Annotated in this window: 11 protein-coding genes and 3 pseudogenes; 6 read left to right on the top strand and 8 right to left on the bottom strand. The window is 67.6% G+C overall.

The annotated features are described in order from the left end of the window. Nucleotides 1-32 precede the first annotated feature (32 nt). From OIE49_RS29205 to OIE49_RS29195, 3 genes are all read left to right on the top strand, one after another. Nucleotides 33-575 (top strand): DUF3558 family protein, encoded by a 543-nt coding sequence (locus OIE49_RS29205; RefSeq protein WP_326804870.1) that lies wholly within the window; start codon nt 33-35, stop codon nt 573-575. A 91-nt stretch (nt 576-666) separates the two neighbouring features. Next, on the top strand, nt 667-1,158 hold the full coding sequence (locus tag OIE49_RS29200; RefSeq protein ID WP_326804869.1) for an NUDIX hydrolase: 492 nt from the start codon (nt 667-669) through the stop codon (nt 1,156-1,158). Continuing rightward, nucleotides 1,155-2,087 (top strand): recombinase family protein, encoded by a 933-nt coding sequence (locus tag OIE49_RS29195; RefSeq protein WP_326806354.1) that lies wholly within the window; start codon nt 1,155-1,157, stop codon nt 2,085-2,087. Before OIE49_RS29200 ends, OIE49_RS29195 begins: the two co-directional genes overlap by 4 nt. Here OIE49_RS29195 and OIE49_RS29190 read toward each other — a convergent pair. Next, nucleotides 2,084-2,668, bottom strand: coding sequence for a DinB family protein (locus OIE49_RS29190; RefSeq protein ID WP_326804868.1), 585 nt, complete (start codon nt 2,666-2,668; stop codon nt 2,084-2,086). The two genes, OIE49_RS29195 and OIE49_RS29190, sit on opposite strands and share 4 nt — an antisense overlap. A 5-nt stretch (nt 2,669-2,673) precedes the next feature. Between OIE49_RS29190 and OIE49_RS29185 the strand changes: the two genes are divergently transcribed. Continuing rightward, nucleotides 2,674-2,802 (top strand): hypothetical protein, encoded by a 129-nt coding sequence (locus OIE49_RS29185; protein ID WP_279595812.1) that lies wholly within the window; start codon nt 2,674-2,676, stop codon nt 2,800-2,802. A gap of 83 nt (nt 2,803-2,885) precedes the next feature. On the opposite strand, the pseudogene OIE49_RS29180 reads toward OIE49_RS29185, so the two are convergent. Together OIE49_RS29180 and OIE49_RS29175 are read right to left on the bottom strand one after the other, a co-directional pair. Beyond that, a pseudogene (locus OIE49_RS29180) lies at nt 2,886-3,200 on the bottom strand (hypothetical protein); the annotation flags it as partial. Between the two features lie 6 nt (nt 3,201-3,206). Continuing rightward, nucleotides 3,207-3,525: pseudogene (locus tag OIE49_RS29175) on the bottom strand (transposase); the annotation flags it as partial. Nucleotides 3,526-3,868: 343 nt separating this feature from the next. Here OIE49_RS29175 and OIE49_RS29170 point away from each other — a divergent pair. Then, nucleotides 3,869-6,250 carry a M14 family metallopeptidase gene (locus OIE49_RS29170; RefSeq protein ID WP_326804867.1) on the top strand — a complete coding sequence of 794 codons (2,382 nt, stop codon included), beginning with the start codon at nt 3,869-3,871 and terminating at the stop codon, nt 6,248-6,250. Nucleotides 6,251-6,748: 498 nt separating this feature from the next. Here OIE49_RS29170 and OIE49_RS29165 read toward each other — a convergent pair. Further along, nucleotides 6,749-7,261, bottom strand: a pseudogene (locus OIE49_RS29165) (RNA-guided endonuclease InsQ/TnpB family protein); the annotation flags it as partial. A 245-nt stretch (nt 7,262-7,506) separates the two neighbouring features. Here OIE49_RS29165 and OIE49_RS29160 point away from each other — a divergent pair. Continuing rightward, nucleotides 7,507-8,202 (top strand): SIR2 family NAD-dependent protein deacylase, encoded by a 696-nt coding sequence (locus OIE49_RS29160; protein ID WP_326804866.1) that lies wholly within the window; start codon nt 7,507-7,509, stop codon nt 8,200-8,202. Between the two features lie 27 nt (nt 8,203-8,229). Here the strand turns inward: OIE49_RS29160 and OIE49_RS29155 are convergent, their stop codons facing one another. The 4 genes from OIE49_RS29155 to OIE49_RS29140 all read right to left on the bottom strand — a co-directional run bounded on the left by OIE49_RS29155 (nt 8,230) and on the right by OIE49_RS29140 (nt 13,610). Beyond that, the gene (locus OIE49_RS29155; protein ID WP_326804865.1) at nt 8,230-10,296 is read right to left on the bottom strand and encodes a LysM peptidoglycan-binding domain-containing protein; all 2,067 of its coding nucleotides are present in this window, start codon (nt 10,294-10,296) and stop codon (nt 8,230-8,232) included. A 218-nt stretch (nt 10,297-10,514) separates the two neighbouring features. Then, entirely contained in the window at nt 10,515-10,994 is a 480-nt protein-coding gene (locus OIE49_RS29150) for a hypothetical protein (protein ID WP_326804864.1), read from the bottom strand. 228 nt (nt 10,995-11,222) lie between these two features. Beyond that, a complete protein-coding gene (locus OIE49_RS29145) occupies nt 11,223-12,602 on the bottom strand; it encodes an FAD-binding oxidoreductase (protein ID WP_326804863.1) in 1,380 nt (459 codons plus the stop codon). A 39-nt stretch (nt 12,603-12,641) separates the two neighbouring features. Continuing rightward, nucleotides 12,642-13,610, bottom strand: a complete 969-nt coding sequence (locus OIE49_RS29140; RefSeq protein WP_326804862.1) for an antibiotic biosynthesis monooxygenase — start codon at nt 13,608-13,610, stop codon at nt 12,642-12,644. Nucleotides 13,611-13,671: the final 61 nt, after the last annotated feature.

The raw sequence follows: 13,671 nt of genomic DNA, 5'->3' as shown, positions 1-13,671 counted from the left end.
CCAGAAACGACGCCAGAAACCAGGAGAACGCCATGACCATGACCCGTGTGCACCGAGGCTCGGCACTGCTGTCCACGACTCTGCTCGCCGTCCTCGGCCTGGCAGGCTGCGGCGGCTCCGGCGAGAAGGCGCCCGCGGCCGGCACCGCGCCTTCCGCGACTGTTTCACAGGGGGGATCCGCCCCCTCCGCTCCGCCGAAGAAGGCCCAGGCGGACCCCTGCGCGCTCATCTCCCTTCAGGAGGCGCAGGAGCTGGGAGGCACAACCGTCGAGGGACAGAAGAGCGAGGACACCGCGGGCGGCTGCAGATACACCCACGAGGGGGTACCGATCGCGTCCACCATCCAGGGGGACGAGGCCCGGCAGTTCATGGACGACATGCTCCGGGCAGCCGATCGCAAGCCGCTCGCCGGCATCGGCGACGAGGCGACCGCCTACGACGACAAGGACCACGGGACGTTCGGGCTCCTGTTCCGCAAGTCGGGCACCTGGGTCGCGATGACCGTGGTGGCGGACCGGGCGGACAACGACCGGCGTCTGGAGGAGCTGGCCCGAAAGGTCGCCGCCCGGATGTGAGCACGCCGGACGCCGGTCCCGGCACCTGGGGTGCGGGACCGGCGCTTCGGCGGGTCGCACCGACTGTCACGAGGCTCGTTACCCTTCTTGGATGACCACTGCGGACTACGCCACGTACATCGCCGGGCTCCCCCGGGTCCTCGCCGCCGCCGCCTGCGTCTTCCGTGACGCGGAGGGTCACGTGCTCCTCGTCGAGCCCAACTACCGGGACGGCTGGACGCTGCCCGGCGGCACCGTCGAGTCCGACGACGGGGAGACCCCGCGCCAGGGCGCTCGCCGCGAGACGCTGGAGGAGATCGGTCTCGACCGCGAGCCGGGGCGGCTGCTCACCGTGGACTGGGTCCCCGGGACCGGACGGCCGCCGCTGGTGGCGTACGTCTACGACGGCGGGCTCCTCACCGACGACGACCTCAAGGCGATCCGCCTCCAGGAGGAGGAACTCCTGTCCTGGCGCCTGGTCGCCCGCGACGACCTCGCCGCCCACCTGCCGGGCGCCCTGGGCCGCCGCGTCCTGATCGCCCTCGACGTCCTCGCCGACGGCACGGGCACGGCGGAACTGGAGAACGGCCACCGCCCCGCCTGACCACCGGCCGGCCCCGCACCGGAGCGTCCCCCAGGACGATCGCAGCCGATTGGAACAAGCAAAGCATCACCACGATGCGGGGCAAGGGGTGGAGCAAGGACACCGTGAAACAGGTACTTCGCAACCCCCGCATCTGCGGTTACCGCTCGAAGAAGGTTCGGGAGTTCAACCCGGAGACCGGGACCGAGAGCGTCCGGGTTGAGCCCGTCCTCGATGACGACGGGGAAACGGTCAGGGGCCAGTGGGACCCGGTCATCTCGGTGGCCGACTGGGAGACCATCACCGAAATCATCGGCAAGTCCCCTGAGCCCGGCGACGCGTACAACGCCCGGAAGTACCTGGGGACAGGCACTCTGCGGTACGACAAGAACGGGTGCGGAGGCCGCTTGCGCGCGATGAAGGCGCCGGCGAGCCGGAACAAGCCTGAAGGGTTCTTCTACTACACCTGCCCCGACAAGCGGAGCGGCTACGGATGCGGCGGGATCCGTGTCTCCGGGCCGGATACCGACCGTGCGCTCAAGATGCTTGTGATCGCCAAGTACGAGGAGGAGGCCCAGGAGCGGGAAGCGACGTCGGTTCCCGAAGAGTGGGTCGGCGGAGAAGAGCTGGCCCGAATCCGGGAAGACGTTGCCGACTGGACAGAGCATCGCAAGCAGAGGCTCGTCAGCAAAGAGCGCTTCTTCGCGTTCCTGGCGAAGGCGGAGGCGACGGAACGTCGACTGCTCAACGAGCGCAACGAGTGGCGCCGCCGCGTACTGCGCGCCACAGGACAACCGGTCGACCTACGCCGTGTGTGGGACGATCTGGACTTCGTGGAGCAGCGCGCGTACGTGGAAAAGACGCTCTTGACGGTCCTGGTCGGTCCAGCGGTCAGGCCCGACGGCCCGGTCTGGAACCGGCTCACGCCCATCTACCGGGGCGAGGACTAAGCCTTGATTGGTGCGGCCGACCTGGCGGCCTGCTCGATCTTCGCGCAGTAGGCGGCACGGGCTTCCTCGTCGATCGGCTTCTCGTGTTCGGCGCGCAACCCGGTCCGGCCGTCGAGGCCCTCGCGCAGGATATCGGCGTGCCCGGCATGCCGGATGGACTCGCCGAGGACATGGACCATGACGGCGAACAGGTTCGTGTCGGCATAAGGCTCCGGCCACCACGGCACGTGGCCGGGGGCGTCCAGGGGAAGCTCGTTGATCGTCGCGTCCGAGTGCTCCCACGTGCGCCGGTAGAACCCGATGATCTGATCGCGGGTCTCGTCCTCGGTCGCCCACAGATCGCTGCCGTCGGAGTCCTGCCACCGGGGCAGCGGTTCCGGGGAAGGGCGGTCGAAGACCTCGCCGAAGTACCTGGCCTCGACGCTGGCCACGTGTTTGACCAGGCCGAGGAGGTTGGTCCCGGTCGCTGTCAAAGGCCGGCGGGCGTCGTATTCGGACAAGCCGTCGAGTTTCCAGAGCAGCGCCTTGCGGTCCCGCCGCAGCCTCCCGTGCAGGTTGTCTTTCGCGAATTCATCAATCATGCGGCATGAGCCTGCCATGGGCTGCTCGTGGTCTCAAGATCCCGTACATGGTCCGCAACGACTGGCAGAGCCGAGGCCTGGCCATGGCCGCCGCCCTGACCTGCTACAAGAAGCTCGCGAAACTTGCCACGTGAGACAACCTCCAAGGGCCTCTAAGGGCTGTCTCGCAATGATCACGGAGTCCGGGGCAGAGCTCCCCGATGGGTTGAGGACAGGCTCAGCCGGTGGCTTGTGAAGTACCCAAAGAACGGGCGAAGTCGGCAAGAGACCGGCAGTCGTCCTCTCTCAGGCCGATCCGCGGGTTGACGTGGTGCAGAAGGCCACGTGCGCGGTGGTGGGTGGTCACGTACGCCTGGTCCAGGTCGCTCTGTTCGTCGTCCACCCACGCGAAGGCGCGGCCGTTGGCGTAGTCCACCAGGGGAGCAGTCTTCCAGTGAACTCCGTCGGGGCGGTCTTGAAGCAAAACGTCACCGAAGTCGACGAAGGGGAGTTCGGGAAGGCCGAGCACCGGGGCAATCCACCGATTGGCATCCGCCACGACGGCCAGTCCCCGCTTGCGGCCCGACAACCTCTTGTTGGCGTCCAGTCCCGTCGTGGTCTTCGGGACCGTCTTCGCGCCACAGGCCGAAGTAATAGAACACCGCTGACCAGGCCGGGAAGTCGTGGGGCAGGTAGCGCCACTGACAGCCCGCCCGGTTCTGATAGAAGATCGCGTTCACGACTTCCCTCAGATCGCAGGCCCCGGGATCACCGGTCGCCGACCGTGCCACCCTGTCCTGCTTCCAGGCCGTGATCATTGGCTCGATCAACGCCCAACGCTCGTCCGACAAGTCACTCGGATACGGTCTTCGACCCATGCCCGCATCCCAGCATGCGCATGACCGACGGTCGGCTCGTAAGACGAACAGTCCCACGATCGAGCGATCACGAACCAAGGAAAACCGGACTTAACGTCCTCTCAGATCACCCAATTCCGCTGAATACCCAGGGTGAATAGCCCCGTTGCGAAGTGTCCCGATTGGGGGCCGCGGAGATCTTGACGGCGCTTTACCTCTCCCAACAGACTTCCCACAACTTGGGTGCCTCGCCCGACTGACACCCCCGTCTCGGGAGGGCGCGCCAGATGGAGGAAACCCGATGAGGAGTCCCCGCAGAGCGCGGCATTACGCGCTCTTGCTCGCAATTCCCTTGGCGGTCACCATGAGTGCCCTTCCGGCGCTCGGCGCCCCCACGAGCCAACCGGTCACACCCGACCGCGATTCCAGCACCGCCCAGAACGGTGTCGCACTGATGCGCATCGTCGTCCCCGATAAGTCGGGGGTGGACAAGCTCGACGCCATGGGTGTCGATTTGGCCGAATACAGTAAGCCGGTCGACAACGGCATCGAAGTGCACGCCGTCCTCAGCCCTGATGAGACCGAGAACCTGCGCGACCAGGGCTTCGACGTCCAGAACCCCATTTCGGACCAGGGCGATTACAACGCGAACATGCGCACCCGTTCGCAGGCGGTCGCGATCGAGGCCGCCGACGCGGCCGAGGCTGACACGCTCACGCCCCTGCGCGCCGAGTGGTTCACCAGCCTCAACGACCAGCGGTTCCTGTCGGTCGAGGTGAAGTCCAGCGCGACGGACGCCCAGACCGTCCTCACCGCCTCTTGGAACAGTGGCAAGGGCACCGAGCCCGGCTCCGGCGGGACGGCGACGATGTCCCGCTTCACCGACGCCGGCCAGTACATGTACCACCGGTTCAGCGCGCCGCTGGCGATCACCGAGGCCCCCACCACGGTCACCGTCACCAGCAGCCGCGGCGGCACGATCACCGTGCCGGTGACCAAGTGGCTGGGTGACCCGGTCAAGGCACCGAGCCCGAACTACGTATCGGACTTCGTCGACCACTACATGGACCCGACCGAGGTCACCGACCGGGTCGTCGGTCTCGCCAAGGAATTCCCGAACATCTCGGAGATCATCAATCTCCCGTACAAGACGAACGGCTACCGCCGCCAGGCGCAGGCGCAGTTCGGCACGGGTTCGGGGACCGCGCTGGCGAGCACGTTCTACGTGACCTCCAAGGCGTACGGCAGTAAGGGCGGCAACGACCTCAGCATCACGCTGAAGAACCCGGGAGCGAACAACGCTCCGCTGTCGGTCGCGGTCAACGGCAAGGAATTCGTGGTCAACCTGGCCACGGACGCCTCCGGCGCGATCACCAGCACCGCGGGCCAGGTCGTGAACGCCATCAACGCCAACGCGGCGGTGTCGACGCTGGTGACCGCCAGCCTCTACCGGACCAGCAATGGCACCGGTGTGGTGGCCGCGGCCCCGGCGACCCCGCTGACCGACGGCCTCAAGGCGCCGGCGAGCGTCTCGCGTGAGCCGTTCCAGATGAAGGCGATCCGGATCGGCAAGCACCGGGACGGCTCGAAGACCGGTGTGTTCCTCTACTGCCAGGAGCACGCGCGCGAGTGGGTGACCCCGATCACCTGCGTGGAGACCGCCGAACGGTTGCTGCGCAACTACGCGCGGGACGCGAACACCAAGAAGCTGGTGAACGACCTTGACATCTTCATCATCCCGACGATGAACCCCGACGGCGCCCACTACTCAATGTACGACTACAACATGCAGCGTAAGAACATGGTCAACTACTGTGCTGCGGACAACTCGGACCCGGCACGCCGCAACTCCTGGGGCGTCGACCTCAACCGCAACTTCTCCGTCGGCAGTGGCTTCGACGGCTACACCGGCGGCAGCACCAGCTGCACCGGCGAGACCTACTCAGGTCCGTCGAAGCTGTCGGAGCCGGAAGCGCGCAACGAGGTGTGGCTCGCGAACAACTTCAAGAACATCAAGTTCGCGATGAACACCCACTCCTACGGCGGCTACTTCATGTGGCCCCCGGGGGCGTACAAGTCCGCCGGCCGTGAGGTGCTGCCGCGGACGGACATGGGCACGGAGAACTACTTCTGGAACGCCTCCACCCACATCCTGTCCGCCGTCCAGGACTGGCGCGGCACCGGCATCCAGCCGGGACGCACCGGCCCCGTGGTCGACGTGCTGTACTCGGCGGCCGGGAACAGCGCCGACGAGTTCTGGTACAACAACGGCATCATCGGCTGGGACTTCGAAGTCGGCACGGACCTCTACGACCCGGCCACCAAGAAGTACAACGCGGTCGGCTTCCAGCCCCCGTTCAGCGAGGGCCACGAGGAGGCCATGGAGTTCTCCAACGGCCAGATCGGCATCCTCGATGTCGCCCGCGCCTACGACAAGGACCACCAGCAGCCCACGTCGAAGCTCGCGGTGACCGACGCGTCCGCCACCTCGACGACGTTCACCTTCACCGTGGACGAGCCGGCGAACATCTACTACACGCTCGACGGCAGCCGCCCGACGATGAACTCGCCGAAGCTCGCCGCCGCGGGCATGCGCGAGGGCGCCGAGAAGATCACAGTCCACAAGAACACCGTCGTCCAGTGGTTCTCCATGGACCTCGCGGGCAACTACGAGCGGAACTACAAGCCCGACGGCAACGGCAAGAACTACAACAAGCAGAACGTAACGGTCGGCCGCACGAACTAACCCTCCGCTGACCCTCGGCCAACCAGCCCCGGCCCGTGCCACCCAGGCACGTGCCGGGGCTGTCTGCTGAGGTGCAACCGCGATGCCGGTCGGGAACGTGCCGGATGCGGCCCGTCGGCCCACTTCACCGGGGGACGCCAGAACACCTCGGGGTCAACGACTACCTCGGCGACGCGCGATCCGATGACCTGGTCGAGGTTGCCCGCGCCCTACGCACCTGCGCGGGGCGCGCACTCCGAAGGCCGACGAAGTCCGAGCCGCTATGCGAAGGGTCGTCGCTAGCCTCCGGTGCGCGGGGCGCCCGGACATGCCGCGACCGGAGCGTCCGCAGCCTTCACGGCGGTACGGTCTTGCCATGCCTACGCCGACCCGAGCCGAGGAAGCCCTTGCGGCCGTGCTGGCCGGCGTTCCACGCCCGAGCGAAGAGAACGGCGATCTACGAATCCTGGACTCGTGACTCCACCCACGCGTAAACGCGCGGGCTTCCTGCGTCGGTGGCTAAGCCGCCGCGCAGAGGACCAGCCCGGCCCTGTTGAGGACGTTCGTCGCGCCGACGTGGTCCGCGTTCCCCGCGAACCCGCACGCCGTGCACTGGAACCTTTCCTGGGTGACGCGGTTCTCCTTCGCTACGTGCCCGCATTCGGGGCACGTGCGGGAGGTGTTGCGCGCGTCCACCGGGACCGTGAGGCGACCGGCACTCTCAGCCTTGTTCGCCAGGATTCCGAGGAACTGCGCCCAACCCGCGTCGAGGATGCTGCGGTTGAGGCCGGCCTTCGCGGCAGCACCGTTCGGCAGGAAGCTGCCGGGCTGCTCGGGGTCGGCCTTGGGTGCGGGGCTCTTGGTCATGCCCACTGTGTTCAGTCGCTCGTGCGCGATCACGTCGTGGTCGGTGATCAGCGTACGTGCGGTCTTGTGGTGGAAGTCGGCGCGCTGCCGCCGGATCCTGCCGTGCAGCTTGGCGACCTTCCGGGCCGCCGCGCGGTGGCGCTTGGTGCGCTGCCGGGTCCGCTCCCAGTGGGCGACACCTTCTCACCAGGCGGGAGGGCTGTCCGAGGCGGTGTCGCCGGGCACGGGCTACCCGTCTGGCCTCGAGAGCTCGCCGTAATTAGGCGTCTATCTGCTGGTTCCTGGCGTCTTCGGCCGTAAAAAGGGGCTATGAGAACGGCTTGATAACCCATGTCATCCCGTCCCGCTTCCGCACTCGAACGGCCGGGGCTTGCGCCGTTGTTGTTGAGCTCGCAGTGTTACATCCACCAATGCCTTGCGATTCGGGGATCCCTGACTACCGCGGGCCGAACGGGCTGTGGCGGCGGGATCCCGAGGCCGAGAAGCTGGTGACGTACGAGTACTACATGGGCGACCCGGAGATCCGGCGGCGGTCCTGGCAGATGCGGCGGAAGAACCGCGCGCTTGCCGCCGAGCCGAACGCCGCGCACCGGGCCGTGGCCGAGCTGGAGCGGGCCGGGGTGCCGGTCAGGGTGATCACGCAGAACGTCGACGGACTGCACCAGCTCGCCGGGATGCCCGCCCGCAAAGTGCTGGAACTGCACGGCAGCGTGCGGAGTGTGGTGTGCACGCGGTGTCATGCACGCGGGCCCATGGAGGACGCCCTCGCCCGCGTCGAAGCCGGCGAGGACGATCCGCCGTGCCTGGACTGCGGCGGGATCCTCAAGTCGGCCACCGTGATGTTCGGCGAACGGCTCGACCCGGCGGTCCTCGGCGAGGCCGTAGCCATCACCAAGGCGTGCCAGGTGTTCATCGCGGTCGGCACCAGCCTCCAGGTACAACCGGCCGCAGGACTCGCGGGCGTGGCCGCCGACCACAGCGCACGGCTGATCATCATCAACGCCGAGCCGAGCCCCTACGACGACATCGCCGACGAAGTCGTACGCCGGCCGATCGGGACCGCACTCCCCAAGCTGCTGCGCCTGCTTGGGGAGGCCGCTTCCTAAGCGCCACCGCCACTTGTGTACGAGTGTTCAGTGAAGAGTGAGGCGCTGACCCGGGGTGATCAGGTTCGGGTCGCGTCCGATGAGGGTCTTGTTCCTCCGGTACAGCGCCGACCAGGACTCGCCGTGGGCACGGCCGATGCTGCTGAGGGTGTCCCCGGGCTGCACGATGTAGGGATCGGTGCCGGTCCGCTTTCCGGTGGGCGGATCTGCTGCCGCGGTCTGGTGGGTGCAGGCGGTGGGAGTTCCCGAGGAGGGCCGCGTCGGGACGGGGGTGAGGGGTGTGAAGACCGGGGTGGCGAGTCCGACGAGTTCCACCAGCCCTGTGCCGCCGGCGGGTGGGACGACATTCGACCAGTTGTTGGCCAGCCACACATTGCCGGACTGGTCGATCTGCACCGCGGTGAGGTGCTGGAGTGCCTTGCTCCGGAAGCCCTGGGAGGGCGACAGGATGGTGCCGGTGGTACTGCCGGGCTGACAGGCAGCGGTGTTGGTGCCGCACAGCGTCCACACGCTCGGGGTGAGGAAGCCGGCGACCCACACCCGATCGGATCCGTCGACGGCGACCGACCAGGGAAGAGTCTTCTCGGGCAGTTTGTACACGCCCGCGACGGTCCCGTTGGGCGTGATTCGGGTGACCGCGCTGCTGAAGTAGCTGTTCACCCAGGCGTTGTTCTTGGAGTCGATGGCGATGCCCAGGGGCCATTTGAACGAGCTGCTCTCGATGGGCGAGGTCGCCGTGGGCTTGAAGTCAGGCCCGATCACGGTGACGCTGCCGCCGAACTTGCCGATGAGAGGCGCCAGGCGAGTGTTCACCAACTGGGCGCCGCCGAGGCCCGCGTTGCTGACCCAGGCCCGCCCGAATCCGTCGATCTGGACGGCGAACGGGTGGTTGAGACCGCCGCCAGTGATCTTGATCGCCTTGGACGGGTCACCGTGCGGGTAGACGACCACGTTGCCCTCGCCCGGTGCGGTCTCCAGGCCGTAGTTGTTCGCGATCCACACATTGCCCCGCTGGTCCACGGCGATTCCCTGCGGGTGGACGAGCCCACCGTTCTTCCACCCCGTGGGAGGCGAGAGCGGTTTGCCGGTCGCCGAGTATTGCGCGACCGAGTTGCCTCCGTAGCTGCTCATCCAGACGGAGCCGTCCGGGGCGATGGCGGCACCCCAGTCACCGCCCTTCATGCCGCCACCTTGGATCGGACTGCCCAGGATCGGGCGGCCCGTCGGGTCGAGCACGCTGATGTACGGAGTGGGGTTTCGGGTGCCGGGCAGCCAGTTGTTGGATGCCCAGACGTTGCCCTTCGCGTCGAAGGCGATGCGACCGGGGGCGTACAGGTTGGTGTCGGTGTAGCGCAGCGCCAGTATCCAGGCGGTGGGAGGCGCGGTGAGCGCCGGGGCGTAGTGGTTCGAGGTACGCGCCAGACGGTGGAGCTCTGCCGGGGCCAGTGTGGGGTTGCGGACCAGGTTCAGCACCGCCTGCACGGTGTCTCGGGGAGCCGCGCCGCCGGGCGGTGTCGCCAGCCGGAGCAGGCTCTCGCACCGCGTGGTGTCCGACACGCAGAGGGAGACCAGGTTGGCGAGTGTGTTCAGAGTGGCGAGGGTTTCATTGGTGTTGCCGTTGTTGGCGTCGGTGACCACCCCGCCGGGCTTGCCGGTGACCGGGTCGGCGAGGGCCAACGCCGTCGCAGCGGCGTTCTGCAGCCCCGGACTTGGCCCGTCGATACCGTGTTGACCGCTGAACTGGGCCAGGGCGTAGGTGGCTGCGACGGTGGCGAGTTCGTTGACCCGTACCTGGCTCGTCGTCCGTGCGGGAACCGCGCCGCCCTCACCGACCGCCACCACGGAGCGCAGTCGCAGTCGGCGGGCATCGGCCGGTGCGGCCTCCACGTACAGCACTCCGGCAGCGGTCCGGGCGTAGGGGATCTCGAAGGCTCCGGTGGCGTCGGTCCTCGCGCGGCCCAGTTCCCTGACCCCTGAGCGAGAGCCGGCGAAAAGCGTGACCTGGACACCCTGAAGAGGCTTGCCCGCACCCGTGACGGTGCCGTGCAACGGGCCCGGCGCTGCACTTGGGGACGAGGCCGGGACGTTCGCCACGCCCAGAACCATGGCCGCCGACGCCGCAGCGGCAGAGGCCCACAGCGAGGACCCCTTCCTTCTTTGCCACCAGAGGCGACTCGCGGATGCCGACCTTCGGCCGGGTATGCCAGAAGAGCTCATGAGCCGTGGACCTTTCGCTGGAGTAGTCGGCTCGGGCGGCCGAACGGCCCGGCGGGCACGGACGGATCAGGTACGGGGCAGGCCCGTCGCTGCGGCTATCCGGCTACGGCTTCTCCGGTCCCAGGAAGTGTGCGGTCGACCTCCGGCACCCTGAGTGCGAACCAGCCGACCCTGAGCCCGAACAGCCAGACCACACCGAGATACAGGCCCTGGCCGACCTGGCGCATCTCGTCGCGTACCCCCCGGGCGGCAAGGGAGATTCGGGAGTAGTCGATGACGATGCACTCCTGCTCGTCCATCAGGCTCGGGCCCTTGTAGACCTGCGCCAGGACGGCGAGCACATCGAACGAGGTCATCCGGTTGCTCAGGTAGCCCTCGGAGTCGAAGACCTTGCCCCGCCACACGGCCACACGGACCAGCCAGGCGAGAGGACGGGCGAGCCAACCGCCACCCCACCGTACGATGCCAGTGCCCTCCAGCGGACCCTTGGGAATGTCACCGGCCGGGCTCCTGCCGAAGAGTTCCGCGAGGCCGTCATCACCGGCGTCGAGCAGGTCGCTCTCCGTGAGTACCACATCGTCCTCCTGGCGGTCGCAAGAACCCTTGTCCGTGCCGCGCTGTGGCCGCGTTCGCCCAGGCGTGACGCCGCAGTGCGTGCGGGGCGCACACTGTGGGTTCGCTATCCGAGCTTGGACGCGACCGGCTGCACACCACCACTGTTGTTGGGCCAACGGGGTAGCGGGTACGCCGGGACCGCCAGCGTCTCCTTGGCGGCGGGAAGCTCGAGAGGGCGCCAGGCCGTCTCAGGCGGACAGGTAGGAGAAGAAGAGACTTCGCGGGTCGTACTCCGCCCGCAAGGATTGCAGACGATCCCAATCGGCGGCTGCGAACGATCGCCTGGCACGGGACGGGTCGGCGGTCAGGTCCGCCTCGGCGATGTAGTGGCCGGTTCCGCACGGCTCCACCGTGCGCATGGCGTCGCGCAGCCAGTGCACGTTGACGTCATCATGAGCGGGATCGGACCAGACGGCGTAGGGCACGACATAGCTCTCTCCGAGCACGGAGAACGCCATGTTCCGCAGCAACTCGTCCTCCTGCGAGGCCGGTGAGAAGGGCGCCAGCACGACGGACCTGCCGGAGGGGGCTTTGGCGAACGTGTCGCCCAACTTCGTCAGGAGCGAGGCGTAGTCCTCGTCCGACCACAGCGTGTCGGCCACGTAGCGGTGCTTCTCGGGCCACAGGTTCCTTGAGGCGTCGTAGAGAGCGGCGAGAGATGTCGGCTCGTCGAGTCGCCGGGTCAACGGTCGTTCTTTGAGAGGGCAGTTCCGCAGCGGACGTAGGGCGTCAACGGCCTCACCGCGCGAGTTCGCGAACGCGGTGGCGGTGACGACGACCACCTTGGGCCGCGGTCCGTTCGTCACGCCTGGTACGTCCTCGCCGGCCAGCAGGAAGGACAGTTCCACGTTCGCGGGCAGTGCACGCTCCGTTTCGGTGGCCCAGTCGGCCACAGGGCCAACCGTCGTGAGGGGAAAAGTGTAGGAGGTTGTGGCGAGTGCGGTCGGGCGCGGCTGCAGACGGACACGGAAACTGGTGACGGCGGCGAAGAAGCCGGGTCCGGCTCCCCGTGCCGCCCAGAACAGGCCGGGATGCTCATGTTCGGTGCACCTGAGCACCTCACCGTCGGCCGTCACCGCGGTGATCTCCAGGACGCTCGCGCAGCCCACTCCCCACAGCCCGGAGTTCCAGCCGAGGCCGCCGCTGAGGAGGTAACCGCCCAGAGCGACGGAGGGGCAGTGCCCTGCCGGGAAGGCGAGATCGCGTCGGGCGAGCTCTCCCGCGAATCTGCTGCCGATGACACCTGGCTGCACGGTCGCCGTGGCCGAGTCGGCATCGATCTTCCACTGGTTGAGCCCTGAGAGGTCGAGGAGTACGCCTCCGTCCCGCAGGGGTGAGTCGCACCAGCTGTGTCCGCCCGCGCGTACGGCGACTCGCAGTCCGCTGGCCACGGCCGGCCTCAGGGCTTCCTGAACGTCCCGCTCGCAGGCCGCGTGGACGATCACATCGGGGTACCGGTCCGGCTTCAGTTCGTTCCACAGCGCGCGCGTACGGGCGGTCTCGTAGTCCGGGTCGCCCCTGCGGCGGAGCGTGCCTTCGATACGTGAGCGCCAAGTGTGTTCGCTCATGACGACCTCCTCGTCGTGAGCATCTCCCGGGGCCGGCTGTCAGCCGGTGGTCAGGCCGAAGATCACGACGAATGCCAGCCAGCAGATCGCCACCAGTGCGGCACCTGCCACGTCGATGCGCAGGGATCGTGCCTTGCCGGGCATCAGCCAGAAGGCGAGGGCTCTGTTCACCAACGGCATCAGCAGCCAGGTCAGGATGCTCACGCTCAACACGTTCGAGATGAACAGGGCGACGTATCCGGGCAGGCCGAGAGCGGCAAGTCGGGGGCCCACCACGAGGTTGAGGATCTCGACGGTGGGATAGAGGGCCAGCACCACGGACATGGCCTGCTTCCAGTTGGGCGGAGCGCCCTCTTCCGTACCCTGCTCGAAGCGGAACCAGCTGCCGAACGCGGATCCGACCTTGCGCACGTCGTAGGAGACGAAGGCTTCCCGCCCTTCGTCGAGGAGCTTTCGACGAGTGGTGGACTCGAGCCACCTGTCCAGGTGTTGACGGGTGTCGAAGCGGAAGACGGCGACCCACTTGTCCTGGACCCCCTTCACGGGCCGGAACAACTCCGAGCCCATGAAGCCCGGGAACTTCCGCTGAGCCGACAGGATCTTCTCCTGCCAGCTCACGAATACCCGCTCCTGGTCGGGTCGCACGTCGTGCGAGATCACCGCGGTGACGGCGTCGCGGACGGGCGTGCCGCCCGCGAGGACTTCCTGCGTGGGGGCCTCCTCGAACAGGTCGCGCCCCTGTTCGAGGAGTTCACGGCGCGTGTCGGAGCCCATCCACGCGGTCAGCTGATCCAGATGGGAGAAGCGGAAGACGACGATCCACTCGTTTCCCTCGGCGGAGGGCGGAGGGTACTGCTCCGCGCCCTCGAACCCCTCGAATTCACCCGCGACCTCGTTGGTCCGATCCTGCCAGCGACGGTAGTCGTCCTCGCATCCCGGCCGGACCTTCTGCGAGATCACCACGGTCGCGCTGTCATCGTGGGAGCCAGGAGTTGCACGAGGACTCACGCCTCCTAGAGTAGATAAAAGGCATATATGCCGCAAAAGTTGCGTGGGATCGGAGGCGCCG

The organism is Streptomyces sp. NBC_01788 (assembly GCF_035917575.1).
Taxonomy (GTDB): domain Bacteria; phylum Actinomycetota; class Actinomycetes; order Streptomycetales; family Streptomycetaceae; genus Streptomyces.
This window is presented reverse-complemented; position numbering and strand designations above follow the sequence as displayed.